The organism is Neomegalonema perideroedes DSM 15528, from assembly GCF_000374145.1.
Lineage (GTDB): Bacteria > Pseudomonadota > Alphaproteobacteria > Rhodobacterales > Rhodobacteraceae > Neomegalonema > Neomegalonema perideroedes.
This window is the reverse complement of the sequence record NZ_KB893666.1, coordinates 1-24,812: the sequence shown is the minus strand read 5'-3', so window position 1 is coordinate 24,812 and position 24,812 is coordinate 1. Positions and strand designations below refer to the sequence as shown.

Here is a 24,812-nt window from a genome sequence, read left to right as displayed (position 1 = left end):
GCCCTCCCGCGCCGAGGGGAGGACCGGACCGGCGCGCCTTCACGGGGCGCCGGAAGCCTTCTCCGCCTCCTGAACCGCCAGCTCCGCCATCCGCAGGATCGCCTCCCGCGTCCCGGCGACGGCGATGAAGCGGGCGTTATGGCAGAAAATCGCCCCCTTGACGCCGCTGGCGGCTTCAAGCGCCGCATCGGTCAGGCCCGCCCAAGCCTCCGGCAGATCGGCGCGCTGCGCGAATCCGTCCTTGTTCAAACGGATTCCCACCAGCGCCCAATCCCGCCCCCGAGGATGGACCGCGAAAAGCAGATGCTCCGCCCCGCTCTCCTCCAGCGCCGCCTGAAAGGGCATGCCCTGCGGCAATTCCAGAACCCGGCCCGCGCCCGCCTTGGCGACGGCCTCCAGCACCGCGGCCCGCGCGCGCAGCTTGGCCGCCTGACGCGAGATCGCGGCCTCGACGAAGCTGCGGGCGATCCCCAGAGCCTCGTGAAAGGCGCGCTCTTCGGCCTCAGGAGAAGCCTCGTCGAAGGCCGGCTTCAGGGTCTCCAGCAAGACCGGCAGAGTCAGCCCCGCCAGCAAAGGCCCGGCCGTCGCGGGACTCAAGGCGCCGTTGTCCATCAGATCCACCGGCAGGACGAATTTCGCGTCGACATGCGCATGGATCGCCTCCAGATCGCGTTCCGGGACCTGCGACGCGCGCAGATATTCCGCGCCGAACCGCCGCCAGATCAGCCCGAAGGAGCTGAAAGGCTGGCCGTCGTCGCGCAAAGGCGCCCCGTTCTGATGATGGTCGAAGATCCGCTCGCCGTCATAGGCGCCCCCGACGTCGTAGACGACGCGGTCCGGAGCGGGCGAAGTCCAGGCCTTGTCGCGGCTGCGGATCAGACGCGCCTGCGGAAAAACCCGCGTCAGGATCACTGTGGAGAGCAGTTCGTCCGCATGGAAGCCGCCGGAATGAGTGACGAGGAAATCAGGAATCATCGGTTGGTCTCGCGAAGTTCGGGGCCTGAGCCGGATCAAAGCGAGGCGATAGCGCAATTCCGCTCTTCTGTCTCGGGCGCTCTGGCCCGCCCGACCCTTCAGGCGGAAGCGGGCAAAGAGGCGCTGAGCCGCGCGGAGGCCCAATCGAGGAAGCTCCGCACCCGCGGCGACAAAAGCCGCGCATGCGGATAGACCATGCGGATCGGCGCGCCCGGAATCTCGAAATCCCGCAGGATGCGGATCAGACGCCCCTCCGCCAATTCCCGCGCGACCTGATAATGCAGCAGCCGCGCGACGCCCAGACCCTCCAGACAAGCCGCCCGCGCCGCCCGCGCCTGATTGGTCGAGAAGACCGCCGGAACCTCCACCATCCGCGCCTCGCCCGCCTCCCGGAACTCCCAGAGCGGGCCGGGCGGATGAAAGACGACGCAGGCGGCTTCGCGCAGATCCTCCGGGCGCCGGATCGGCCCGAGCCGCTCCAGAAGCTCCGGCGCGGCGCAGACCACCGGCCGCGTCTCGCCCAGCCGCGCCGCGATCAGCCCTGAATCCGGCAAAGGCCCGATGCGGATGGCCAGATCCATCCCCTCCTCCAGCAGATCCACCACCCGGTCCAGCAAAATCAGCTCGACCCGCATCTCAGGATGGGCGCGCAAATAGGCGTTGACCAGAGGCGCCGCGTATAGCGCGCCGAACTCCGCCGGGGCGGTCAGACGCAGCAGGCCGCCCGGCGCGGCGCGGCGCGCCTCGAAGCTCTGCTCCAGCGTCTCGAACTCGCCGAGGATGCGGCGGCACCAGAGCAGATACTCCGCCCCCTCGTCGGTCAGCGCGAGGCGGCGCGTGTTGCGGTTCAGCAGCCGCAGCCCCAGAGACCGCTCCAGAGCCGCCAGATTCCGCGCCACCGAAGCGTTGGAGCATCCGAGGCGCTCGGCGGCGGCGGTGAGGCTGCCCGCCTCCACGATGCGCAGGAAGGTCTCCATGGCCTTGAGCTTGTCCAATCCGGAGCCTCCATCTTTGCGTCCGGCGCAGAAGTCTTCTCCGCGCGGCGGCGTTTCTCCCGGCGAGGGGATCGGCGAAGAATGGTCCTCATCCGCGAGGCGGAAGCAAGGAGGACCCGCATGACCCCAGACCAATCGACGAGGCCGGAGGAGGCTCCTCCGCGCAGCCGCGCCCGGATCTCGGCCTATGACCATGTGGGGATCCGCGTCAGCGACCGCCGCCGCGCCATGGCCTTCTACGAGGGGCTCGGCTTCGTCGAGCGCGCGCGTTTCCCGGCCTATGAAGCCAATGAGATGGTCAGCGCCGACGGGGTGCGGATCAATCTGATCTTCAACGCCGCCCGACGCCCCGGCCTGCGCAACGCGCTGCTCGACGAGCCGGTGAAGCTGCCCGGCGTGACGCATCCGGCCTTCGTGGTGGATGATCTGGAGGCGCTTCAGGAATGGCTGAGCGCTCAGAACATCCGGATCACCGAAGGCCCCAAGCCCATCGGCCCGCGCCGGATCGCGCTCTTCATCCGCGACCCGGACGGCAACGTCCTCGAATTCAATCAATTGATTCCACAAAGGGGGGAATGATCATGAAGCTTTACGACCTCGGGCCTTCGGGCAATTGCTATAAGGTGCGGCTCTTCGCGGCTCTGGCGGGGATCGACGTCGAGATCGTCCCGGTGGATTTCCTCGGCGGAGAGCATAAGCGTCCGCCGCTGACCGACCTCAATCCCTGGGGCGAATTGCCGATCCTCGTGGACGGCGATCTGGTCCTGAGGGATTCCCAGGCGATTTTGGTCTATCTGGCGGGCGCCTATGGCGGAGCGGCCTGGCAGCCCCTCGAGCCCGCCTTGCAGGCTCAGGTCGCGCAATGGCTCTCGACCGCCGCCAATGAGATCCAGCATGGCCCCGCCTCGGCGCGGCTGGCGGATAAATTCGGCTACGACCTCGACAAGCCGGGGACTCTGCGTCTGTCGGCCCGCATCCTCGGCCTGCTGGAAGCGCATCTGGCGCGACAGGACTGGCTCGCCGTCGGACGCCCGACCATCGCCGATTGCGCGGTCTATCCCTATGTGGCGCTCGCGCCGGAGGGCGGGATCGATCTTACGCCCTATCCGGCCATCGGCCGCTGGATGGACCGCATCGCCGCTCTGCCGGGATATGCGCCGCCTCCGGTCTGAGAGGCCGCGGGCGGGCCTTTCCGGGGCCCGCCTTCTTCTTGCGCGGAGGGGCATGCGCATGCGTCGCGCGCGGCTGCGGCGACCGGGGTCAAAGACGAAAAAAGCAGTTGGTCATGCTTTCTAATTCCATAAAAACTCGAAAATTTCGGTCTATGGCTCAGAGCGTCACGCAATTCTCCGCGCCCGCCCATGCTCGGCGGGGGCGGATTGGGGGAAGACCGCATGAGCGAAGAATCCGCCGCCCGGCGCACCTTAAGCGAAGCCGCCGCGCGCCAACTCGCCAACGCGACCAAGACCCGGGCTCAATGGTCCGGAGTCACGCCGCGCTGGCTGGTGTCCTTTCTGCCCTGGACTCCGGTCGAGGCGGGCATCTATCGGCTGAACCGCGTCAAGGAGGAGGCCGGAGGCCAGATCGCCGACGCGCAGGTCGAATGCTCGCCGGCGCGCGACCGCGACCCGGACCTGCCTGAGGCTTTCGTCGATTACGAACTGAATCCGCGCGAATATTCGCTGAACGCCGTCACCACGGTGCTGGACGTCCAGACCCGCGTTTCGGATCTCTACAACGCCCCCTACGACCAGATTCAGGAGCAGCTTCGCCTGCTCGTCGAAAAGGTCAAGGAGCGGCAGGAAAGCGAGCTGATCAACAACGCCGAATACGGGCTTCTGGCCAATGTCGATAAGCGGCAGAAGGTCAAATCCCGCACCGGCGCGCCGACTCCCGACGATCTCGACGAATTGATCTCCCGAGTCTGGAAGGAGCCCTCCTTCTTCCTCGCCCATCCGCGCGCCATCGCGGCCTTCGGACGCGAATGCACCCGCCGGGGCGTCCCGCCGCCGACCGTCACGCTCTACGGCCAGCCCTTCCTGACCTGGCGCGGCCTGCCGCTGGTGCCCTCGGACAAGCTCTATATCGACCAAAACGGCAAATCGAACATCCTGCTTCTGCGCACGGGCGAGAAGAAGCAAGGCGTGATCGGCTTGTTCCAGCCGGGCGTCCCCGGCGAGATCCAGCCGAGCCTTTCGGTGCGCTTCATGGGCATCAACCGCAAGGCCATCGCGTCTTATCTCATCTCGCTCTACTGCTCCTCGGCGATCCTGACTCACGACGCCATCGCGGTTCTCGAAGACGTGGATGTGACGAAATATCATGCCTATCCTGACTCCTATGTCTGAGCCGGAAGGCGGATCGGGCGGAGGAGCGGCGCCTCCGGGCTGGCCCGACGCGGGCGCGATCGCCGCTTTGGCGAACGCCCTGTTTCAGGCGCCGCCCGGCGCGGCTCATCCGCAGGCCCAGCCTCTCGCGGCGCCCTCGCAGGCCGCCTCGCAGACGCCGAAGCCCAGCTTCGGCGGAAGCTTCGGGGGATCGCCCGCCCCCAGCCCGGCCCTCGGCCCCTCCGAGACGGGCGGGATCGAGCCGCCTCATGTCCAGCCTCTGGCGGCGCCCTCCGCCGCGGCGCTGCATGCGCCGCGTCCCGGATTCAGCGCCGGCGGCTTCGGGCTTCCTTTCCCGCCGCCGCAGGAATTGCCTCAGGTTCTGGCCGAGTTGCTGAAGCTCGCGCCGCACGCCTATTGGGAGGGCGAGGCGCCGGAGGCGTCCGCCCATCCTTCCCCGGAAGGCGGCTACGGCTTTCTTCAGGAGGCGCGCGGCCCTGAAGCCCGCGCCCCCTTGGCGGAGGCCCCCCGCCTCCCTCAGGCCGAAGCGCGCCCGCCCGCTGCGGCGCGCGCGCCGGAGATTTCTCCAAAACTCGCGCCGGGGCTGAGCCGCGATCTGGATCAAGGCCCCCGGATTTTCGACGTGGCTTCGATCCGCAAGGATTTCCCGATCCTCAGCGAGCGCGTCCATGGCGAGCCGCTGATCTGGTTCGACAATGCGGCCACCACGCAAAAGCCTCAGGCGGTGATCGACCGGCTGGCGCATTTCTACGCCCATGAGAACTCGAACATTCATCGCGCGGCCCACGCCATCGCGGCCCGCGCGGATGAAGCCTATGACAAGGCCCGCGAGACCGTGGCGCGGTTTCTCGGCGCGGGAAGCTCAAGCGAGGTGGTCTTCGTCCGGGGAACCACCGAGGGAATCAACCTCATCGCCAAAAGCTGGGGCCGCGCGAACCTCCGCGAGGGCGACGAGATCCTCGTCACCCATCTGGAGCATCACGCGAACATCGTCCCCTGGAGCCAGCTTTGCGCCGAAACCGGCGCGAAGCTGAAGGTGGCTCCGGTGAACGACGATGCGGAATTGCTCGTCGAGGAGTTCGAGCGCCTGATCACGCCGCGCACGAAATTGGTCTCCTTCACGCAGGTGGCCAACGCCGTGGGCACGGTGAATCCGGTGGAGATCCTGACCGCCGTCGCCAAGCGCCATGGCGCCACGGTGCTGGTGGACGGCGCGCAATCGGTTTCGCATATGCCGGTGGACGTTCAGGCCATCGGCTGCGACTTCTTCGTCTTCTCCGGCCATAAGGTCTTCGGGCCGACCGGCATCGGCGCCGTCTGGGGCCGTAAGGAGATCTGGGAGAAGACTCCGCCTTGGCAGGGCGGCGGCAATATGATCGCCGACGTGACTTTCGAGCGCATCGTCTATCAGCCGCCTCCCTCGCGCTTCGAGGCGGGGACCGGCAACATCGCCGATGCGGTGGGGCTGGCGGCGGCTCTGGATTACGTCGAGCGGATCGGGCGTCCGGCCATCGCGCGCTATGAGCATGACCTGCTCCTCTACGCGACTCAGCGCATGCGCGAGATTCCAGGGCTGAAGCTGATTGGAACCGCCAAGGAGAAGGCGAGCGTGCTGTCCTTCACGCTGGAGGGCTGGGAGACGCGGGCCGTCGGGCAGGAGCTGGATAAGGAAGGCGTGGCGGTGCGGGCGGGGCATCACTGCGCTCAGCCTATCCTGAGGCGTCTCGGGCTGGAGACGACCGTGCGGCCTTCGCTGGCCTTCTACAACACCTGCGAGGAGGTCGACGTGATGATCGACGTTCTGCGCCGCCTTCAGCAGGGGCGCCGCGCGCGTCGCTGAAGCCGCACACGGTCGAAAAACGAGCCCCCTCTCTTGCGGGAGGGGGCTTAACTTTTTGGGCCTCAGGCGAAGCTGCGGAAGCGCGTTTCGTCCGGGACGAAAGTCTTGGCCGCGAGGGGCGCCTCATTGGAGCCGAAAGGCATCTGCGCCATCAGCTTCCAAGAGGTCGGGAGATTCCAGGCTTTCGCCACCTCGGCGTCGATCAGCGGATTATAATGCTGAAGGCTCGCGCCCACGCCGATATTGGCCAGAGCGGTCCAGACGGCGAATTGCGCCATGCCGCCCGACTGCATCGAGAATCCGGGGAAATTCGCGGCGTAAAGCGGGAATTTCTCCTGAAGATCGCGCACCACGGCTTCGTCTTCGAAGAACAGGACCGTTCCGGCGCCCGCCGCGAAGGAATCGATCTTCTTGTCGGTGTTGGGGAAATCGGCGGCCGGAACGATGGGGCGCAGAGCCTCCTTGACGATGTTCCAGAACTTCACGCTCTCCGCGCCGAAGAGGATGACCGCCCGCGAGCTTTGCGAATTGAAGGACGAGGGCGCGAGACGCACCGTCTCGCGGATCAGGGCGTCGATCTCCTTGGGCGGCAGCGGCAGGTTCTTGCCGAGCGCATATTGCGTGCGGCGCTTCTTGAAGGCTTCGATCATTGGGGAACTCGCTCCGTCTTCATCGCTCCCCCGCCGCTTCAGGCCGTGAGGCGCGGCGTCCGGGATATTGCGATGCGATAATCCAAGCAAGGTAAGCCCGGATTTTCCCCGGCGCAAGATGGGCGGGGTCGGAGTTTCTCCTCACAAATGATTGAACAGGCGGAGAAAGGCGGCGCGGCGCCTCGATTTTCGCGACGCGGCGCCGATTTCCCCGACCATCTTCAGATCGCGACCGCGCGCCCCTCCTTCACCGAGAGCAAGGCGGCCTCCGCGATCTCCAGAGCCTTCAGCCCGTCATGGCCGCTCGGAGAAGGCGCGGCGCCCTCGACCGCCATGCGGATGAAGGCGGCGATCTCCGCCTCATAGGCGGCGGCGTAGCGGGTCATGAAGAAATCCTGCAAAGGCGGCCGCAGATAGCCCGCCTTCGTGGCCAGCTCGATGTCGTAAGCGCGCTGATTCTCGGCGGAGATCATCCCTTCCGAGCCATGGACCTCGATGCGCTGGTCATAGCCGTAGCTCGCGCGGCGCGAATTGGAGATCAGCGCCTGACGCCCCGAAGCCGTAGCGAGAATCACGCTGGCGCTGTCGAAATCGCCGAGCTCCGCCACGCGCGGGTCCACGAGCGCCGCCGCGCTGGCCTGAACCGTCGCGATCTCCTCGCCGAGCAGATGCCGCGCCATGTCGAAGTCATGAATGGTCATGTCGCGGAAGATCCCGCCCGAACGCGGCAGATAATCCAGATGGGGCAGGCCGGGATCGCGGCTGGTGATGGTCGCCATCTCCACCTCGCCGATCTTGCCGGCCTCGATGGCCGCCTTGACCGCCGCGAAATGCGGATCGAAACGGCGGTTGAAGCCGATCATCAATTTGCCGCCGACCGCCTCCACCGCCTTGAGGCAGGCGCGCACGCGGTCGATGTTCAGATCCACCGGCTTTTCACAGAAGACCGCCTTGCCCGCCGCCGTGAAGCGCTCGATGAGGTCGGCGTGGGTGTCGGTGGGAGTGCAGATCAGCACGGCGCCGATGGCCGGATCGGCGAGGATCTCCTCAAGGCTCCGCCGCGCGCAGCCATGGGCCGCCGCCAGAGCCTGCGCCGCCTCCGCCGAGGCGTCATGCACCGCGACCAGCCGCGCCGAGGGCTGGGCCGCCACCGCCTTCGCATGGACCTTGCCGATGCGGCCCGCGCCCAGAAGGGCGATGTTCAGCGTCATGATTCGAACTCCGAAAGGCGGACCCTCCGCCCCTCCCGGGCGGCCAGAGCCACGGCGTGGATGAAAATCTCGATTTTAAGGGCTTCGGAGAAATCCGGACGGGCGGGCGCTCCGCCGCCCAGATCGCGCAGCAGCTCCGCCGCCTCGATGGTCTTAAGGTCGAGGAAGCCGAGCTGATGCCCCGGCGCGGGCACGAAGCTGCCGAAAGGCGGATGCTCCGGCCCGGTCAGGATGGTCCGGAAGCCCTGCGCCGCCTTGGGGCCTTCATCGACGTAAAGCTGAAGCTCGTTCATGCGCTCCTGATCGAAGATCAGCATGCCCTTCAGCCCATGGACCTCCCAGCCGAGGCGGTTCTTGCGGCCCCAAGCCGAGCGCGAGGTCGTGAAGACGCCTTGCGCGCCGCTCTCGAAGCGGATCAGGGCGTTGGCCACGTCCTCGTTTTCGACCGGCCCGCGCCCGCCGCCCTCCGGCAGAGGCCGCGTCTCATGGATGATCTGAGTCTCCGCGAGGAGGCTCTCCGCCGGCCCCATCAGCTCGCTCATGAAGGAGACGAGATGACAGCCGAGATCGCCCAGAGTCCCAAGGCCCGCCTCCGAGAGCTTCGCGCGCCAGGTCCATGGCAGATCCGGATCGGCCTGATAATCCTCGTCCACCCAGCCGCGGAAATGCACGGGGCGCCCGATGACGCCTTCGCGGATGAGCTTCAGCGCATGGCGGAAAGCGGGATTGCGGATGTAGTTATAGCCCACCAGCGTCTTGCGCCCTGAAGCGCGGGCGGCGGCCTCCATGGCGCGGACCTGCTCCAGCGTCAGAGCCATGGGCTTCTCGCACCAGACATGCTTGCCCGCCGCCAGAGCCGCCAAGGCCATTTCATGATGCAGGGCGTTGGGCGTGGTGATCGAAACCACGTCGATTCGCGGATCGGCCATGAGCGCGCGCCAGTCCTCGGTCGCGGCGGCGAAGCCGAATTGATCCGCCATGGCCTCGGCGCGGGCGAGCGGCTGATCGCAGAGAAGCTCCAGTCTCACGGAGGGCAGATCGCCCCCCATCGTCGCCCGCGCGCCTCGCCAAGCCAAAGCATGGGTCTTGCCCATGAAGCCCGTTCCGACGAGTCCGACGCCGATGCTCCGCTGAGTCATGGCCGGATCGCCCTCCCTGATTTAGAATTGGAATTTTTTATCCATTCGCTGGATGATGCGGAACAGAGTTTCCGTCTGTCAAGTCGAAAGGCGCGCATGGCTTCTCCGCATTCCTCCTCCGCCCCGCCCCCTCCCGCCGATCTGGAGGCGCTGCAAAAACGCATCGCGGCGCTCGCGCCGGATCTGCCTAAACGTCTGCGCCAATGCGCGGAATGGGTGCTGGCCCATCCCGACCGCGTGGCCGTCTCGACGGTGGCGCAGTTGGCGGCGGGCGCCGAGGCGCCGCCTTCCGCCTTCGTGCGGTTTTGTCAGGCGCTGGGCTATGCGGGCTTCTCGGATTTCCAGACCGTCTATCGCGAGGGCTATCTCTGGCCGGATTACGGCGTGCGGCTGGAGAAGCTCCGCGCCCGCGGCGACCGCAGCGCGCCGGGCCTGCTCGCGGCCTTCGTCGAGGCCGGGCGCGATTCGCTGGAGACCCTCGCCAAGACCCTCGATCCGGCGGATCTGGAGGCCGCCGCCGCTTTGCTCGCCCGCGCCCGCATGATTCACGTCATGGGCCTGAGGCGCGCCGGGCCGGTGGCGGGCTACCTGGCCTATGTCTTTGAGAAAATGGAGATTCCGGCCATGAACCACGATCTCGCCGGGCGGCTGGAGCGGCGGGCGGCGCTGCGTCCCGGAGATGCGGCTCTGGCGATCTCCTTCGCGCCCTATTCCGAGGAGACCGTGGCTTTCGCCGAGGCCGCCGCCGCGCGCGGGCTTCCGGTCGTCGCCTTGACCGACACCCTCGCCAGTCCGCTGCATCCGCATATCCGGCGGGCTTTGCTGGTGAAAGAGGCGGATGTGGGCGCCTTCCGGCCGCTGACGGCCACGCTCTCGCTGGCTTCGGCTTTGGCCGTGGCGGTGGGCATGAAGCGGGAGGAGGCGCTTTCAGAATAAAAAACTGGACAAATCCAAATTTTGGAATAAATTTTCCAAAAATAAGGGCGAACAACAGCCCCTTCACCTCTAGGGAGGATCCCATGTCCAAAACTCGCGCCGCCCTCGCGGCCGCCCTCGCCTTGACGGCCGGCGCCGTCGGACCGGCTCTCGCGGAGGGCGAGCGCTTCGTGCTCGTCAGCCACGCCCCCGATTCCGACAGCTGGTGGAACACCATCAAAAACGCCATTCAGGTGGCGGGCGACCAGATGAAGGTCTCGGTCGAATACCGCAATCCGCCGACGGGCGATCTGGCCGACATGGCCCGCATCGTCGAGCAGGCGACCGCCGCCGGAGCCGACGGCATCATCGTCACCATCGCCGATTACGACGTGCTCTCCGGCCCGATCCGCGCGGCGGTGGACGGCGGCATTCCGGTCATCACCATCAATTCCGGCACGGTGGCGCAATCTCAGAGCCTCGGGGCGCTGCTGCATGTCGGCCAGCCGGAATACGACGCGGGCCATGGCGCGGGCCTGCGGGCCAAAGCCGACGGCGCGACGAATTTCGTCTGCGTCAATCATTACATCACCAATCCCGCCTCGGTGGAGCGCTGCCAGGGCTTCGCCGACGCGCTCGGCGTTTCGCTGGACGGGCGCATGATCGACTCGGGCATGGATCCCGGCGAGGTCTCCAATAAGGTTTCGGCCTATCTCAACGCCAATTCGGACACCGACGCCATTCTCGCGCTCGGCCCGAACTCCGCCGAGCCGACGCTGAAGGCGTTGCAGGATCAGGGCCTCGCGGGCGAGGTCTATTTCGCCACCTTCGACCTCTCGCCGACCATCTCCGAGGGGATCAAATCCGGCGCCATCGCCTTCGCCATCGACCAGCAGCCCTATTTGCAGGGCTATCTGCCGGTGGTGATCCTGACCAACCTCGCCCGCTACGGCGTGGTTCCGGGCAACTCCATCAACTCCGGCCCCGGCTTCGTGACGAAGGACAACATCGGCCTCGTCGAGGAATTGGCCGGCGTTTATCGCTGATCCTTCAGACGGCTCCAGAGATCTCCGGCGGGCGGCCTTCCGCCCGTCTCCTCGAAGCATGTCTTGAGGAGTCTTTCCGATGAGCGCCCCAACCGCCGCCGCAAAGATCGACGACGAAAGATTGAAGCAAGTCTCATGGCTTCGTCAGGCCTTGGTGCGGCCTGAACTCGGAGCGATCTGCGGGGCGATCCTCGTTTTCGTCTTCTTCCTGATGGTCGCCGGAGACAGCGGCATGTTCGCGCCGCAGGGAATCCGCAACTGGACTCTCGTCTCGGCGCAATTCGCCATTCTCGCGGCGGGCGCCTGCCTGCTCATGATCGCCGGAGAATTCGACCTCTCCGTGGGCTCGATGATCGGCTTCGCGGGGGTGGTGATCGCCATTCTCTCGGTGCAATGGGGATGGCCCGTCTGGGCGGCGATCCTCAGCGCCTTCGCGGTCTGCCTCTTCATCGGAGCGGTCAACGGCTTCCTCGTCATCAAGACAGGTCTGCCGAGCTTCATCGTCACGCTGGCCTTTCTCTACATCCTGCGCGGGCTGACCATCTGGCTTTCCGTCGCCACGACCCGCCAGACGATCATCGGCGGCGTGGGGCAGGCGGCGCAGGGCGACTGGCTGGCGCCGATCTTCGGCGGAATCGCCTTCCGGGGCCTCTTTCAATGGATGGGGGACCAAGGCTGGATCGCCACCTTCACCCGCGGCGCCCGCATCGGAGAGCCCGTCGTCGAGGGAATTCCGGCTCTGGTCTTCTGGGCTCTGGGGCTGATCCTCTTCGCTCATGTCCTGCTGACCCGCACCCGCTTCGGCAACTGGATCTTCGCCTCGGGCGGAGACGCCGAAGCCGCCCGCAAGGTGGGCGTGCCGGTGAGCCGGGTGAAGATCCTGATGTTCATGTTCTCGGCCTTCTGCGCCTGCGTCTTCGCGACCTGTCAGGTGATGGAGTTCGGATCGGCGGCGGCGGATCGCGGCCTGCTCAAGGAATTCGAGGCCATCATCTGCGTGGTGATCGGCGGCGCGCTTCTGACGGGCGGATACGGCTCCGTGATCGGGGCGGCGCTCGGGGCGCTGATCTTCGGGGTGGTGCAGCAGGGATTGTTCTTCGCCAACGCCGAAAGCTCGCTGTTCCGGGTGTTTCTGGGCGTGATCCTGCTCATGGCGGTGATCATGAACACCATCATCCGCCGCATGATCACGGGAGAACGCTGATGTCCGAAGCTGCTCCTATTCTTGAGATGCGCGGCATTGAAAAGCATTTCGGCCCGGTGGTGGCTCTGGCGGGAGTCTCCTTCGACATCCGCCCCGGAGAATGCCATTGCCTGCTCGGCGACAACGGCGCGGGGAAATCCACCTTCATCAAGACCATGTCGGGCGTCCATCGCCCCACGCGCGGCGAGATCTTCTTCGAGGGCCGGCCGCTCCGTTTCTCCAGCCCCCGCGACGCCATGGAGGCGGGAGTCGCCACGGTGTTTCAGGATCTGGCGATGATCCCGCTGATGTCGGTGACGCGGAATTTCTGGATGGGCCGCGAGCCTCAGAAACGCCTCGGCCCGCTCAAGCTCTTCGACCGCGCCCGCGCCGAAGCGGTGGTCGCCGAGCAGATGCGCGAGATGGGCATCAATCTGCGTCAGGCGGATCAGGCCGTGGGCACGCTTTCTGGCGGCGAACGCCAGACGGTGGCCATCGCGCGGGCGGTTTATTTCGGCGCCAAGGTGCTGATCCTCGACGAGCCGACTTCCGCGCTCGGGGTGCGCCAGACCTCGCATGTGCTGGCCACCATAGACCGCGCGCGGGCGCGGGGCGTGGGGGTGGTCTTCATCACCCATAACGCCCGGCACGCCCTCGCGGTGGGCGACCGCTTCACGGTGCTCAATCGCGGGCGCACCCTCGGCACGGCCCGCAAGGGCGAGGTCGCGATCACGGAGCTTCAGGATCTCATGGCGGGCGGCGGCGAAATGGCGGATATGTCCGCCCTTGGAGAAGGGGCGCTCTGATGGCGGAGAAGCCGAAGCTCGACGTGATCACCATAGGACGCAGCTCCGTCGATCTTTACGGCGCGCAGGCGGGCGGGCGTCTGGAGGACATGGGCTCCTTTCAGAAATATCTCGGCGGATCTCCGGCGAACATGGCGGCGGGCGCGGCGCGGCTCGGTCTGCGTTCGGCGCTGCTGAGCCGCGTCGGCGACGAGCATATGGGCCGTTTCCTCCGCGAGGAGCTGGCGCGCGAGGGCGTCGACGTGCGGGGCCTGCGCACCGATCCCGACCGTCTGACGGCTCTGGTGATCCTCGGCATCCGCGACGAGACGAACTTTCCGCTGATCTTCTACCGCGAGAATTGCGCCGACATGGCCTTGTCCGAGGAGGACGTGGACCCGGCCTTCATCGCCGAGGCCGGGGCGGTGGTCGCCACCGGCACCCATCTCAGCAATCCGCGCACCGAGGCGGCGGTCTTCAAGGCGCTGACCCTCGCGCGGGCCAACGGCGCCCGAACCGCGCTCGACATCGATTACCGCCCGAATCTCTGGGGACTCTCCGGCCATGGCGACGGGGAGAACCGCTACATCGCCTCCGGCATGGTGACGGAGCGTCTGCAAAGGCGGCTCGGGCTGTTCGACCTGATCGTCGGCACCGAAGAGGAGTTCCGCATCGCCGGGGGCTTTGAGGACACGCTCGAATCTCTGAAGGCGGTGCGCAGGCTGACTCCGGCGGTTCTGGTCTGCAAGCGCGGGCCGATGGGCGCCGCCGCCTTCACGGGAGAAATCCCCGAGACCCTCGACGAAGGGATCTCCGGTCCCGGCTTTCCGGTCGAGGTCTTCAACGTGCTGGGCGCGGGCGACGGCTTCATGGCGGGCCTGCTGCGCGGCTGGCTGCGCGGCGAGGACTGGCCGACGAGCCTCACATGGGCCAACGCCTGCGGCGCCTTCGCGGTGAGCCGCCACGGCTGCGCCCCCGCCTATCCGAGCTGGGAGGAGCTTCAGTTCTTCCTCAGGCGCGGCGTCGTCACGCCCGCCCTGCGCCATGACGCCGAGCTTGAGCGGCTGCATTGGTCCACCACCCGACGCGGCGCATGGCCGAGCCTCAAGGTCTTCGCCTTCGACCACCGCGCCCAGCTTGAGGAGATCGCCGCCAAGGCGGGAGTCCCTGCGGCGGAGGCCCCCGCGCGGATCGGCGCCTTCAAGCTGCTCTGCCTTGAGGCGGCCAAACGCGTGGCCGGAGGCCGCCCCGGCTACGGCTTCCTCTCGGACGGGCGCCTCGGCGCGCGGGCCTTGCATCGGGCGGCGGGCTCGGGGCTCTGGATCGGACGCCCCGCCGAGCTGCCCGGCTCGCGGCCGCTCGCCTTCGAACCCGAGGTGGGCGAGGATTGCGGCGGCTTGCAGGAATGGCCGCTGGAGCATGTGGTGAAAGTCCTTTGCTTCATCCATCCCGACGACCCGCCGCAGATGCGCGCCGAGCAGGAGGCTTCGGTGAAGCGCCTCTTCCTCGCGGCGCGGCGGGCGCGTCTGGAGTTCCTGCTGGAGATCATCCCCTCCAAGGTGGGTCCGGTCGGGTCGGAGACCACCGCCGATCTGATCCGCCGCTTCTATGAGATCGGCGTTTATCCGGATTGGTGGAAGCTGGAGCCCTTCGAGGACGAAGCCGCTTGGGAGGCCGCCTGCGCGGCGGTCGAGGCCCATGACCCGCATTGCCGGGGAATCGTGGTCCTCGGGCTGGAGGCGCCGGAGGCGCTTCTGGCGCGGTCCTTCGCTCTGGCGGCGAAACAGCCCCTCGTGAAGGGCTTCGCGGTGGGGCGCAGCATCTTCGGCGCGACGGCGCGGCGCTGGTTCGCCGGAGACCTCGAAGACGCGGCGGCGGTCGAGGAGATGGCGGCGCGGTTCTCGGCGCTCTGCGGGCTTTGGGACGCCGCGCGCGAAAAGGAGACGGCGCGATGAGCAAGACCCTGCGTCTGACGGCGGCGCAAGCGATGGCGCTTTGGCTGACCCGTCAGGAGTCCGAAGCGGGCGGACGCTTCATCGAAGGCTTCTGGGCGATTTTCGGACATGGCAACGTGGCCGGAATCGGCGAGGCGCTCCACGCCTGGCGCGAGGAGCTGCCGACCTGGCGCGGCCATAACGAACAGACCATGGCTCACGCCGCCGTCGCCTACGCCAAGGCCATGAACCGCCGCAAGGCCATGGCCGTGACGACCTCCATCGGGCCGGGCGCGCTGAACCTCGTGACGGCGGCGGCTCTGGCCCATGTGAACCGCCTGCCGGTTCTGCTGGTTCCCGGAGACGTCTTTGCGGATCGCGGGCCGGATCCGGTGCTTCAGCAGGTCGAGGATTTCGGCGACGGAGCCGTCTCCGCCAATGATTGCTTCCGCCCGGTCAGCCGATATTTCGACCGCATCTCCCGTCCGGAGCATCTGCTCACCGCCCTGCCCCGCGCTCTGGCGACCTTGACCGATCCGGCGCGCTGCGGCCCGGCCACGCTGGCTTTTTGCCAAGACACGCAATCCGAGGCCTTCGATTATCCCGAAAGCTTCTTCGCGCCGAAACTCTGGCGCATCCGGCGCCCCCGGCCCGATCCCGTCGAATTGGCCGAGGCCCTCGCGGCGATCCGGGCGGCGAAGGCTCCGGTGATCGTGGCGGGGGGCGGCGTGCATTATTCCCTCGCCTGCGAGACTCTGCGCGCCTTCGCCGAGGCCCATTCCATCCCGGTGGTGGAGACTCAGGCGGGGAAATCCGCGCTGGTTTGGGATCATCCGCTGAATTTCGGACCCGTCGGCGTGACCGGAGCCGCTTCGGCCAATGCTCTGGCGGAGGCGGCGGATCTCGTCATCGGGATCGGCACGCGGCTTCAGGACTTCACGACCGGATCATGGGCGCTCTTCCGCAATCCGGAGCGCAGGCTCCTGACCATCAACGTCCAAGCCTACGACGCCGCCAAACATGGCGCGCGAAGCCTCGTCGCCGACGCCAGATCGGCTCTTGAGGAGCTGACCGCCGCCCTCGGCGGACATCGCGCCGCCGCGCCCTCCGCCGCGCTGAAATCCGCGTGGTTCGCCGAGGCCGACAAGGTCACGGCGCCGCCCGAGGCGGAGGCCAACGCCCTTCCCACCGACATGCAGGTCATCGGCGCGGTCCAGAGGTCGGGCGGGCCCGACACCGTGGTCATGAGCGCCGCCGGAACCATGCCCGGAGAACTCCATAAGCTCTGGAAGGCCCCGCAGGGCGGCTATCATATGGAATACGGCTTCAGCTGCATGGGCTATGAGATCGCCGGAGCCATGGGAATCAAAATGGCGCGTCCCGAGGCGGAGGTGGTCTGCATGCTCGGCGACGGCAGTTATATGATGGCCAATTCCGAACTCGCCACGGCGGCCATGCTCGGGATCAAGATCACCGTGGTTCTGACCGATAATCGCGGCTACGGCTGCATCAACCGCCTGCAAAAGGCGACGGGCGGCGCGGCCTTCAACAATCTCCTCGACGACAGCCTTCATGCGAACCCGAGCCATATCGACTTCGCCGCCCACGCCGCCGCCATGGGCGCGCGAACTGAAAAGGTCGCGGGGATCGAGGCTCTGGAGGCCGCGCTCCTCCGCGCCAAAGCCGATGAGGGCCCGGTGGTCCTCGTGATCGACACCGACCCCGGACCCTCCACCGAGGCGGGCGGCGCATGGTGGGACGTGGCTCCGCCGGAAGCCTCCGCCCGCGCCGAAGTCCGGGAGGCCCGCGCCCGCTACGACCAAGCCCGCCGCAACCAACGCGCCGATTGAGGCCCATCATGATCCTTTACGGAACCAATCCCATCGCCTGGTCCAACGACGACGACCGCCGTCTGGGGGCCTCGATTTCTCTGGAGCGCTGCCTGAGCGAGGCCGCTCAGATCGGCTTCGACGGCATTGAAAAGGGCCATAAGATGCCCACTGAGCCGCAGGCGCTCAAGGCGGCGCTCGCGCCCCATGGGCTGCGCTTCGTCTCGGGCTGGTGGTCGACCAATCTGCTGGCCCATGATCTGGAGGCCGAAAAACAGGCCATCCAACCGCATCTGGATCTGCTCAAGGGCATGGGCTGCAAGGTCTGCATCGTCTGCGAGACCTCCAACGCCATCCATGGCGAGGATGGAACGCCCCTCAGCCGGCGCCCCGTCCTGCCCGCCGAGCGATGGCCCGCCTTCGGCGCCGCGATTGAGGCTCTGGCGGCCCATCTGGAGACGCAGGGCCTGACCTTGGTCTATCATCATCACATGGGCACCATCGTCCAGACGCCCGAGGAGATCGACCTGCTGATGGCCCATGTCGGCCCCAAGACGCGGCTGCTCTTCGACACGGGCCATTGCTTCTTCGGCGGCGGAGATCCGGCGAAAGTCGCGGCGAAGCATATGGACCGCGTGGCGCATCTGCACGCCAAGAACGTTCGGCCCGAGATCATGAAGCAGGTGGAGACGGAGGGCCTGTCCTTCCTCGAAGGCGTGCGTCGGGGCGTCTTCACCGTGCCGGGAGATCATGAGGGCGGCGTGGATTTCGCGCCCGTGCTGAAGCTCGCCGCGGATCACGGCTATCAGGGCTGGCTGGTCATCGAGGCCGAGCAGGATCCCGAGGTCCGCGATCCTCTGGTTTATCAGAGCATGGGGCTCGAAGCCCTGCGCCGCATGGCCCGCGAGGCGGGCCTCGACCGCGCCTCAAGCTGAAGGAGGCCGAGATGTCCCATCTGCGCCGCAAGCCCCTCGCCGAACATGGCCTGATCCATGACGTCACGCCTGCGAGCGCCGGATGGCGCTATGTCGGCTTCGCGCTGCATCGGCTCGCGCCGGGCGAGCGCGCGGAGGCGCGGACGGGCGGCCGCGAGGCGATCCTCGTGCTCGTCGAGGGCAAGGCGCGGCTCTCGACGCCGGAGGAGGATTTCGGCGAAATGGGGGAGCGCATGGAGGTCTTCGAGGGAACGCCGCCTCATGCGCTTTACGTCCCGGCGGAAAGCGCATGGCGCGCCGAGGCGACGACGCCTTGCCTTTTAGCGGTCTGCACGGCGCCGGGCGGCGGAGATTTCAAAGCCCGCCGCCTCGGGCCGGAAGGGATCCTCGCGGCGGAGCGCGGGACGGGAACCAATCTCCGGCGCATCCATAACGTCGCCATGGAGGACCGCGAGGTCGCGCGGAGTCTGCTGGTCACGGAGGTCTTCACCCCGGCGGGACATTGGTCCTCCTATCCGCCCCATCGCCATGACGAAGACGATTTCCCGCGCATGACCTCTCTTGAAGAAACCTATTACCACCGCCTCAGACCCGCGAAAGGCTTCGGGATTCAGCGCGTCTTCACCGAGGACGGATCGCTTGATGAAACCATCGCCGTGGCGGATCACGACGTGGTGCTCGTGCCGCGCGGACATCACCCTTGCGCGGCGCCTCATGGAATCGAGATGTATTATCTCAACGTCATGGCCGGCCCCTTGCGCAAATGGCGCTTCGCGGCCCATCCGGATTTCGACTTCCTCGGCTGAGCGGCCTCAAGAGCGGATGTTGCGGCGGAGATAGCGCTCCATCGCCAGACCCACGGCCCAGGATCCCATGATCCAATAAAGCAGATACATCGGGTCGTAGATCGGGGATCGGTAACTCGCCGCGACGCCCTCGCGCATCATTTCGGTCGTGTGGAAGATCGGATTCCAGGACAGAAGCTGCGCCAGCGGGAGCGGAATCTCCGACGCGGCGTACATCACGCCTGAAGTGAAGAGCAAAGGCCGGTTCATCACCTGAATCAGAACCCGCAAATTCGGCCGCAAGGTCTGGACGCACATCAGAACCAGACCGACCCCCCCGCCCAGCAGCCAGGCCGCGACCAGAGACATCAGAGTCTCCAGAGGGTCATGAAGCTGCGGAACCGGATTGAACTGATAATTGACGGCTAAGATGATCGTGCAGGTGGCGACGATCGTCACGCCCTCCAGAGCCGCGAAGGAGAAGACGAAATCCAGCGGCCGCACGCCCGGATAATACAGCAGGGCCCGATTGGAATCGAGCCCGTTGGAGGCGCCGCTCATCGTGGTCCGGCAGAGGAGAAAGGGGAAGAACCCGACCAGCAGCGAGGTCAGCAGATCCACCGGAAGCACCGAATGCGCCCCGATCGCCCGCCGCATGAAATAGAAGATGCCGATCAGCGCCAGATGCGTGACGATCAGCCTCAGATAGGCGAAGCGCCCCTCCCCGAGCCGCGACCGCGCCTCCCGCAGGAAATTGGCGATGAAGACGCGCCGAACGCCCATCAGGCCGTCCAGGAAGCCGCCGCGGCGACGGACTTGCTCCGGGATCGCGCTCATATCTTCGCATGCTCCCGGATCGCCATGAAGATGAGCGCCAGAATGTTATAGAGAAAGAAGAAGAAGACCAGCACCAGCAGCGTCGAGCGCATCACCTGAGGATAACGCGGATCGATGGGCGCCAGAGGATCGTTGATCACCGCCAGATAGCGATGCTGACGCAGAGCCTCGGCCTGAGCCTGCTCGGAGGCGGCCACGGCGCTGGTCCAGATCGTCTGACGGGTTTCGCGCTCGAAGAGCGCCGCCTCGAATTCGTTCAGCCGGGGCGCGCTGGCGGCGATCTCGCCGCCGACCTGCCGGGAGACGTCGCGCAGAGAATCGATCTCGGCCAGAAGCTTGCGGCCCGCCTGCGTGCCGCGCCCGTCGCCGCCCGGATTCCACTGCATGGCCTGATATTCGGCGTTTTTAGTGGCGATGGTGGTCTCCAGCCCCGCGAGGCGGCTCACCATGGTGGCGAGGATCGACTGCGGATCCGGCTCGCCGTAGCGCTGCTGGAGGTTCAGCACCGCCTGACGCGCGTTGCGCAGATCGACCCGGCGCTGCTCAAGGGCGCGGTCGGCGGTGCGTAATTGGTCGTCGCGGATGCGCGAGGAGATGTCGTTGATCTTCTCCTCGCTGTAGCTCAGGAGATGGCCCACGATCTGCTGCGCGGTGCGCGCGTCCGTCGCCTGAGCCGAGAGGGTCATCACCTTATCATTGGGGTTGAAGGAGACCTTCACCCGCTTGCGGTAGAATTCAAGCTGCGCGTCTTCGTCGGCCTCGGCGGAGAGGCGGCGCAGAGGATCGACCTTCTCCGAACGGAAATGGCTGAGATAGCCCTCATCCTCCTGAATGCGCCGCATGGTGTTGCGCGAGAGGATGAACTCCTGAATGGTCGCGGCGTCCTGCGCGTTGGCGACGCCGGTGAACTGGCCGCCGAGCGTCTCCAAGGAGGGGATGGAGCTCGTTTCCGAACTCTGAATGGTGAAGGTGGTCTCGCTCTCGTAATAGGGCGTGGCCCAGTAATGCAGATAATAGGCCGTCAGCAGGGTCGGCGCGATCACGAAGAGAAACAGCCGAAGGCCCACCATCCGGCTTTTATGCCGCCTCTGGCGCTCGGCTTCGCGGCGCGCGCGCTCCAGAAGCCCGTCCGGCACCACCGCCGAGGCCGGCGCCGGAGCCTGAGGGCCTTTCGCCTCCGGAGCGGGCTTCGCCGCCGGAGGAGGCGCAGGCTTCGCCGCCGGGGCGGGGGCGGCTTTCGCCGCCGCGGGGGCTTGGGCGGGCGGAGCGGCGACAGGGGGCGCCGAAGCCGCCGCCGCAGGCGGAGGAGCGGCGGGCGGCGGCGCTTTCGCGGCGGGCGCCGGGGCGGCCGCCACCACCACAGGACGACGCGCGGCGCGCTCCGCCTCGACCGCCGGCTTGCCCGGCGCGGCGGCGGCGGGGGGAGCGGCCGCAGGGGGCGCTTTGGGCGGGGCGGCGGGGGAAGCTTTGGGCGGAGCCGCTTCAGATGCGGCGGGCGGTTGAGGCGGCGGTTTTGAAGCGGCGCTGTCCGTCATGACCGAATCCTGATTCTTAGAGTTCATGCGCGCGACGCGCGTCTTGCAAATCGTCGTAAAAGGTCAGCTCGCCGCTTTTGAGCACGGCGGCGCAATCGCAGAACTCCGCGATGGTGGCCGCCTGATGCGACACGATCACCATGGAGGAGCGGCCCTTGCGTTCATGGAAGAATTTTTTACACTTCTCCCGGAAAGCCTTATCGCCCACCGCCAGAACCTCGTCGATCAGATAGACGTCGAAATCGACGGCGGCGGTGAGCGCGAAGGCCATGCGCGCCCGCATGCCCGAGCTGTAGGTGCGCACCGGCATATAGAAGTAATCGCCGATTTCGGCGAAAAGCTGACTATAGGCGACCGTCAGGCCGGGATCCTGATCATAGAGACGCGCCGCATAGAGCACGTTCTCCTCGCCGGTCAGTTTGGGATTCAGCAGCCCGCCGAAGCCGATGGGCGGCGAGATGCTCCGGTCATAGACGATCTCGCCCATATCCGGGGCCTCCACGCCTGCGATCATCCGCATGAGGGTGGATTTGCCCGCGCCGTTGCGGCCGAGCACGCCGACGTTGCGATCCGTCGGCAAAACGACGTTCGCGCCTTCGAGGATGACTTTCGCGCCTCGGCTCGTCTGATAGGATTTGAAGACGTTCTGAAAAGCGATCATGGAAGCGACAAGAGGTTCACGCGACGAATACGCCCCCAATGTGCGACGCGCGTCCCCTTTCCGCAAGGGGGGCGCCGCAAGAGGGAGCTCAAGTCTCAGACGCGGAGGCGAGCGGGCGCGCGAGGATCTTGTCGATCCGGCGTCCGTCGAGATCCATGATCTCGAACTCCCAGCCTTCGGCCTCGACCTTGTCGCCCACCTTGGGCAGCATGCCGAAAGCCTGAATCAGGAAGCCCGCCGCCGTCTCATAGCCGCGCTTTTTAGGCAGGACGAGATTCAGAGCCTCGGCCACGTCGCTGATCGGCGCCCAGCCCGAAACGAGGACCGATCCGTCCTCGCGCGTGACCATCGCCTCCTCGTCCTCCTCCTCGGAGCCGCTGGCGAAGACGCCCACGATGGCCTCCAGCACGTCGGCGGGGGTGATCACACCGAGGAAATTGCCGTATTCGTCGTGGATCAGGCCCATATGGGCCGGAGATTTGCGCAGCACGTCCACCGCGTCGAGGGCGTCCACGCCCTCAGGGATGATCGGCGCGTCGCGCACCAGCGAGCGCAGATCCTCGGTCTTCAGGCCGTTTTTATCGAAGAGGTCGCGGATCCAGATGACGCCGATGATCTCGTCGGGATCGCCCTCATGCACGGGGAAGCGCGACTGGCGGCTGCCCATCACCAAGGCGACGTTCTCCTCGACGGGCTCGGAGAGGTCGATCATGTCCACGTCCACGCGGGGCGTCATGACGCTCTGCACCTGACGGTCGCTCAGGCGCATCACGCTGGAGATCATGCGGCGCTCGCTCGGTTCGAGAACGCCCGCGCTCTCGGCCTCCGCGACGATGCTTTTGACCTCCTCCTCGGTGATCGATTTCTCCTCGTCGCCGCTCTGGCCGAGCAGCCGCAGCACCAGCTTGCCGGATTTATCCAGCACCCAGACGATGGGCGAGGCCACCTTGGCCAGCCCGGTCATGAAGGGCGCCACGAGGCAGGCGATGCGCTCGGGATCGCGCAGGGCGATCTGTTTGGGCACCAGCTCGCCGATGATGAGCTGAAGATAGGTGATCAGCGTGACCACGATTCCGACGCCCAGAATCCCGGCCAGCCCCGGCGCGAGCCCGGCGCTCTGCAGCGTTCCGCTCAGCCTCTGGCCGAGGGTCGCGCCGGAGACCGCGCCCGACAAAATGCCGATCAGCGTGATGCCGATCTGCACCGAAGAGAGGAATTTTCCGGGATCCGCCCCGAGCGCGAGGGCTTTTTCGGCGCCCGCCACGCCCTTCTCCGCCATGGGCCTCAGGCGCGCAGGACGGGAGGAGACGACCGCCAGCTCCGACATGGCGAAGGCGCCGTTGATCACGGTCAACAGCAGCACCAACGCAAGCTCAAGGTAAACCATTGGGTCCGATCACTCAGCTTCGACAAGCGGGGCGGACTATGGACCGACGCCCCCATGGACTGCAAGGGCTCTGACGGAGGGAAAAGCCGCGTCGTCGTCGCAGCCGCCGTCCCTCGGGGAAGGCTCCCGCCCTCGTGAAGCGCCCCGCCGGGGGGGTCAGAGGCGATTCGCACCGTGATTCGCACCGTGATTCGCGCCGTGATTCGGGGCCCGATTCGATCTCTGATCCGGTCTCTGATCCGGTCTCTGAATTCTGGGCCCGGTTCGACATCGCCGCGCTCAGCGCAGAGAAGCGCGGCTCGGCAGATCCGGCTCCGAAGTCACGGCGCTCAGGCGGCGGCGGTCCTCCTCCAGCGTCAGGGCCGCCTCCGCGCGCTCCAGAGCCATGGCCGCCTGAACCCGGGCCGCCTCCTGAAACTCCGCGTCGCCCATCCGCGACAGCCCGAGCAGCGCCTTGCGCAGACGCAGCTGCACCTCGATCAGCCCGGCGCCGTCCCGCCCGATGAGCATGAAGGCGTCGTCGAAGAGATCCGCCGTCCGCAAAGGCGGGACGTGAACCCGCGGATGAGCCGGGGCCTCCTCCGGCGCGGGGGCCGCCGCGATCCCCCGTCCCCAGAGGCTCAGCATCGCCGCCAGACGCCCGATCATTCCGATGGCCGTGCCCGGATCATTGGCGGTCGGCGGCAAGGCCCGCGTGGCGATCTCGCTCATCACGGAAAGCCCGAAGCGGGGATCCTGCTCGTAATCGCGCTCCAGACCGAAGGAGAAGGCCGCGCGCAAGCCGCTCCGGATCTCTTCGGCGCGTTCTCCCGTCTCCTCGGGCGGCTCCAGCCAGAGCAGCGGCGTGTCGGGAAAGACGAAGGCGCCGGGCAGGACGGAAAGGCGGATCCCGCGGTCGGTCCCGGCCGCGATGCGGGCGAGCTCCTCCATATCCACATGCCGCAGATAGCCGACTTCCCCGGCGCGGATCTCCCAAGACCCGGCGGGCGGCGTCCGGTCCTCCTCCTTCAGCCGCTCTCCGCCGAGATAGGGCGCCTTGAGCCGCGCCTCCAGAGCCGCGCGGGCCGCCGCCTCGACGCGCTCGGTGGTCTCGCCCAGACGCCCGAGCTTCAGCAGATGGTCGATCCAGCGCAGCAGCGCCAGCACCACGAGGGCGATCACCAGAATCGTGGCGGCGAAGAGCACCACGCGTCCCCGGTCGCCGTAAGCGCCCGTCTTCAGCATCACGATCCCCACGATGCTGAACAGAAAAGACCCGATGAAGGTCGAGAGCGCCCCATGGGTCACGCGGTCGTTCATGAGCAGCTTGGTGGCGCGCGGCGTGGCCCCGCTCGCGGCCGAGCCATAGGCCGAGGTCATCACGCTGAGCGAAAAGGTCGTCACCGCCAGCATGCTGGAGGCGATGACGTTCAGCACCGAACTCACCGCGTCGGCGTCGAGCTTCGTCGAGAAGCGCCAGGGCAGAAAGGGCTCGGCGAAGGCGGAGATGATCGCCGTCGCCACGCCGAGCAGGCCGTAAAGCGCGGCCCGGACCCAGAGGCGTCCCGCAATCTCCTGCGCCCAGCGTCTCCAGCGCGTCATGGCCTCTCCTCCTCTTTCCGCTCGCGCCGGGATTCAACCCGAGCCGCTCGTCCCTGTCGACGCCTTTGGCGTCGCCCCCCGCGCCGGAGGATTCCGCGTAACAATCTTGCGAATCCACAACCTTCATGAGACAAGATATTTCGAGACGCCGCAAAGATCGCAGGAGGATCGCGGATCTGAAGAATCCGGCGGCGCGGCCGTCACAGGCCGGACAAGAGCGGCCGTCACAGGCCGGACAAGA

22 protein-coding genes are annotated in these 24,812 nt (G+C 66.9%); 12 read left to right on the top strand and 10 right to left on the bottom strand.

Going from position 1 to position 24,812, the window contains the following annotated elements:
- Positions 1-39: 39 nt before the first annotated feature.
- Positions 40-975: an MYG1 family protein gene (locus tag B161_RS0115310; protein ID WP_018634324.1), complete on the bottom strand. Its 936-nt coding sequence runs from the start codon at positions 973-975 to the stop codon at positions 40-42.
- Positions 976-1,073: 98 nt separating this feature from the next.
- Positions 1,074-1,970, bottom strand: coding sequence for a LysR family transcriptional regulator (locus tag B161_RS0115305; RefSeq protein ID WP_026310482.1), 897 nt, complete (start codon positions 1,968-1,970; stop codon positions 1,074-1,076).
- 120 nt (positions 1,971-2,090) lie between these two features.
- On the opposite strand from B161_RS0115305, the gene B161_RS0115300 reads away from it, so the two are divergent.
- The 4 genes from B161_RS0115300 to B161_RS0115285 all read left to right on the top strand — a co-directional run bounded on the left by B161_RS0115300 (position 2,091) and on the right by B161_RS0115285 (position 6,158).
- A complete protein-coding gene (locus B161_RS0115300) occupies positions 2,091-2,549 on the top strand; it encodes a VOC family protein (protein ID WP_018634322.1) in 459 nt (152 codons plus the stop codon).
- Between the two features lie 2 nt (positions 2,550-2,551).
- Positions 2,552-3,142: a glutathione S-transferase family protein gene (locus B161_RS0115295; protein ID WP_026310480.1), complete on the top strand. Its 591-nt coding sequence runs from the start codon at positions 2,552-2,554 to the stop codon at positions 3,140-3,142.
- A gap of 222 nt (positions 3,143-3,364) precedes the next feature.
- The gene (locus B161_RS0115290) at positions 3,365-4,318 is read left to right on the top strand and encodes a family 2A encapsulin nanocompartment shell protein (RefSeq protein WP_018634320.1); all 954 of its coding nucleotides are present in this window, start codon (positions 3,365-3,367) and stop codon (positions 4,316-4,318) included.
- Positions 4,293-6,158 carry a family 2A encapsulin nanocompartment cargo protein cysteine desulfurase gene (locus B161_RS0115285; RefSeq protein WP_240471634.1) on the top strand — a complete coding sequence of 622 codons (1,866 nt, stop codon included), beginning with the start codon at positions 4,293-4,295 and terminating at the stop codon, positions 6,156-6,158. The genes B161_RS0115290 and B161_RS0115285 overlap by 26 nt, the downstream gene beginning before the upstream one ends.
- Positions 6,159-6,220: 62 nt before the next feature.
- On the opposite strand, the gene B161_RS0115280 is transcribed toward B161_RS0115285, so the two are convergent.
- From B161_RS0115280 to B161_RS0115270, 3 genes are all read right to left on the bottom strand, one after another.
- Positions 6,221-6,808, bottom strand: coding sequence for a nitroreductase family protein (locus B161_RS0115280; RefSeq protein WP_018634318.1), 588 nt, complete (start codon positions 6,806-6,808; stop codon positions 6,221-6,223).
- Positions 6,809-7,029: 221 nt separating this feature from the next.
- The gene (gene iolG, locus B161_RS0115275; RefSeq protein WP_018634317.1) at positions 7,030-8,019 is read right to left on the bottom strand and encodes an inositol 2-dehydrogenase; all 990 of its coding nucleotides are present in this window, start codon (positions 8,017-8,019) and stop codon (positions 7,030-7,032) included.
- Positions 8,016-9,158 carry a Gfo/Idh/MocA family protein gene (locus B161_RS0115270; RefSeq protein WP_018634316.1) on the bottom strand — a complete coding sequence of 381 codons (1,143 nt, stop codon included), beginning with the start codon at positions 9,156-9,158 and terminating at the stop codon, positions 8,016-8,018. Before B161_RS0115270 ends, iolG begins: the two co-directional genes overlap by 4 nt.
- Before the next feature lie 96 nt (positions 9,159-9,254).
- On the opposite strand from B161_RS0115270, the gene B161_RS0115265 reads away from it, so the two are divergent.
- From B161_RS0115265 to iolB, 8 genes are all read left to right on the top strand, one after another.
- Positions 9,255-10,094 carry a MurR/RpiR family transcriptional regulator gene (locus tag B161_RS0115265; protein WP_018634315.1) on the top strand — a complete coding sequence of 280 codons (840 nt, stop codon included), beginning with the start codon at positions 9,255-9,257 and terminating at the stop codon, positions 10,092-10,094.
- A gap of 83 nt (positions 10,095-10,177) precedes the next feature.
- Complete coding sequence (locus B161_RS0115260) at positions 10,178-11,119, top strand: sugar ABC transporter substrate-binding protein (protein WP_018634314.1); 942 nt, start codon at positions 10,178-10,180, stop codon at positions 11,117-11,119.
- Between the two features lie 79 nt (positions 11,120-11,198).
- Positions 11,199-12,323 (top strand): ABC transporter permease, encoded by a 1,125-nt coding sequence (locus B161_RS0115255; RefSeq protein WP_018634313.1) that lies wholly within the window; start codon positions 11,199-11,201, stop codon positions 12,321-12,323.
- Complete coding sequence (locus B161_RS0115250; protein WP_018634312.1) at positions 12,323-13,108, top strand: ATP-binding cassette domain-containing protein; 786 nt, start codon at positions 12,323-12,325, stop codon at positions 13,106-13,108. The genes B161_RS0115255 and B161_RS0115250 overlap by 1 nt, the downstream gene beginning before the upstream one ends.
- Positions 13,108-15,042, top strand: coding sequence for a bifunctional 5-dehydro-2-deoxygluconokinase/5-dehydro-2-deoxyphosphogluconate aldolase (locus tag B161_RS0115245; protein WP_018634311.1), 1,935 nt, complete (start codon positions 13,108-13,110; stop codon positions 15,040-15,042). Before B161_RS0115250 ends, B161_RS0115245 begins: the two co-directional genes overlap by 1 nt.
- Positions 15,039-16,871, top strand: coding sequence for a 3D-(3,5/4)-trihydroxycyclohexane-1,2-dione acylhydrolase (decyclizing) (gene iolD / locus B161_RS0115240; RefSeq protein ID WP_018634310.1), 1,833 nt, complete (start codon positions 15,039-15,041; stop codon positions 16,869-16,871). The genes B161_RS0115245 and iolD overlap by 4 nt, the downstream gene beginning before the upstream one ends.
- A gap of 8 nt (positions 16,872-16,879) precedes the next feature.
- Positions 16,880-17,785: a myo-inosose-2 dehydratase gene (gene iolE / locus B161_RS0115235; RefSeq protein ID WP_018634309.1), complete on the top strand. Its 906-nt coding sequence runs from the start codon at positions 16,880-16,882 to the stop codon at positions 17,783-17,785.
- An 11-nt stretch (positions 17,786-17,796) separates the two neighbouring features.
- Positions 17,797-18,591: a 5-deoxy-glucuronate isomerase gene (gene iolB, locus B161_RS0115230; protein ID WP_018634308.1), complete on the top strand. Its 795-nt coding sequence runs from the start codon at positions 17,797-17,799 to the stop codon at positions 18,589-18,591.
- 6 nt (positions 18,592-18,597) lie between these two features.
- On the opposite strand, the gene B161_RS0115225 is transcribed toward iolB, so the two are convergent.
- From B161_RS0115225 to B161_RS0115205, 5 genes are all read right to left on the bottom strand, one after another.
- Positions 18,598-19,407, bottom strand: a complete 810-nt coding sequence (locus B161_RS0115225) for an ABC transporter permease (protein WP_018634307.1) — start codon at positions 19,405-19,407, stop codon at positions 18,598-18,600.
- Entirely contained in the window at positions 19,404-20,942 is a 1,539-nt protein-coding gene (locus B161_RS0115220) for a hypothetical protein (protein ID WP_018634306.1), read from the bottom strand. Before B161_RS0115220 ends, B161_RS0115225 begins: the two co-directional genes overlap by 4 nt.
- 16 nt (positions 20,943-20,958) lie before the next feature.
- The gene (locus B161_RS0115215; RefSeq protein WP_018634305.1) at positions 20,959-21,603 is read right to left on the bottom strand and encodes an ABC transporter ATP-binding protein; all 645 of its coding nucleotides are present in this window, start codon (positions 21,601-21,603) and stop codon (positions 20,959-20,961) included.
- A gap of 88 nt (positions 21,604-21,691) precedes the next feature.
- Complete coding sequence (locus B161_RS0115210; protein WP_018634304.1) at positions 21,692-22,990, bottom strand: hemolysin family protein; 1,299 nt, start codon at positions 22,988-22,990, stop codon at positions 21,692-21,694.
- Between the two features lie 279 nt (positions 22,991-23,269).
- Entirely contained in the window at positions 23,270-24,571 is a 1,302-nt protein-coding gene (locus B161_RS0115205) for a DUF2254 domain-containing protein (protein WP_018634303.1), read from the bottom strand.
- Positions 24,572-24,812: the final 241 nt, after the last annotated feature.

Excerpts from the sequence above, each read along its gene's own strand:
- B161_RS0115310 (WP_018634324.1), bottom strand. The coding sequence starts at position 975 with ATGATTCCTGATTTCCTCGTCACTCATTCCGGCGGCTTCCATGCGGAC.
- B161_RS0115300 (WP_018634322.1), top strand. The coding sequence starts at position 2,091 with ATGACCCCAGACCAATCGACGAGGCCGGAGGAGGCTCCTCCGCGCAGC.
- B161_RS0115295 (WP_026310480.1), top strand. The coding sequence starts at position 2,552 with ATGAAGCTTTACGACCTCGGGCCTTCGGGCAATTGCTATAAGGTGCGG.
- B161_RS0115290 (WP_018634320.1), top strand. The coding sequence starts at position 3,365 with ATGAGCGAAGAATCCGCCGCCCGGCGCACCTTAAGCGAAGCCGCCGCG.
- B161_RS0115285 (WP_240471634.1), top strand. The coding sequence starts at position 4,293 with ATGCCTATCCTGACTCCTATGTCTGAGCCGGAAGGCGGATCGGGCGGA.
- B161_RS0115280 (WP_018634318.1), bottom strand. The coding sequence starts at position 6,808 with ATGATCGAAGCCTTCAAGAAGCGCCGCACGCAATATGCGCTCGGCAAG.
- iolG (WP_018634317.1), bottom strand. The coding sequence starts at position 8,019 with ATGACGCTGAACATCGCCCTTCTGGGCGCGGGCCGCATCGGCAAGGTC.
- B161_RS0115270 (WP_018634316.1), bottom strand. The coding sequence starts at position 9,158 with ATGACTCAGCGGAGCATCGGCGTCGGACTCGTCGGAACGGGCTTCATG.
- B161_RS0115265 (WP_018634315.1), top strand. The coding sequence starts at position 9,255 with ATGGCTTCTCCGCATTCCTCCTCCGCCCCGCCCCCTCCCGCCGATCTG.
- B161_RS0115260 (WP_018634314.1), top strand. The coding sequence starts at position 10,178 with ATGTCCAAAACTCGCGCCGCCCTCGCGGCCGCCCTCGCCTTGACGGCC.
- B161_RS0115255 (WP_018634313.1), top strand. The coding sequence starts at position 11,199 with ATGAGCGCCCCAACCGCCGCCGCAAAGATCGACGACGAAAGATTGAAG.
- B161_RS0115250 (WP_018634312.1), top strand. The coding sequence starts at position 12,323 with ATGTCCGAAGCTGCTCCTATTCTTGAGATGCGCGGCATTGAAAAGCAT.
- B161_RS0115245 (WP_018634311.1), top strand. The coding sequence starts at position 13,108 with ATGGCGGAGAAGCCGAAGCTCGACGTGATCACCATAGGACGCAGCTCC.
- iolD (WP_018634310.1), top strand. The coding sequence starts at position 15,039 with ATGAGCAAGACCCTGCGTCTGACGGCGGCGCAAGCGATGGCGCTTTGG.
- iolE (WP_018634309.1), top strand. The coding sequence starts at position 16,880 with ATGATCCTTTACGGAACCAATCCCATCGCCTGGTCCAACGACGACGAC.
- iolB (WP_018634308.1), top strand. The coding sequence starts at position 17,797 with ATGTCCCATCTGCGCCGCAAGCCCCTCGCCGAACATGGCCTGATCCAT.
- B161_RS0115225 (WP_018634307.1), bottom strand. The coding sequence starts at position 19,407 with ATGAGCGCGATCCCGGAGCAAGTCCGTCGCCGCGGCGGCTTCCTGGAC.
- B161_RS0115220 (WP_018634306.1), bottom strand. The coding sequence starts at position 20,942 with ATGACGGACAGCGCCGCTTCAAAACCGCCGCCTCAACCGCCCGCCGCA.
- B161_RS0115215 (WP_018634305.1), bottom strand. The coding sequence starts at position 21,603 with ATGATCGCTTTTCAGAACGTCTTCAAATCCTATCAGACGAGCCGAGGC.
- B161_RS0115210 (WP_018634304.1), bottom strand. The coding sequence starts at position 22,990 with ATGGTTTACCTTGAGCTTGCGTTGGTGCTGCTGTTGACCGTGATCAAC.
- B161_RS0115205 (WP_018634303.1), bottom strand. The coding sequence starts at position 24,571 with ATGACGCGCTGGAGACGCTGGGCGCAGGAGATTGCGGGACGCCTCTGG.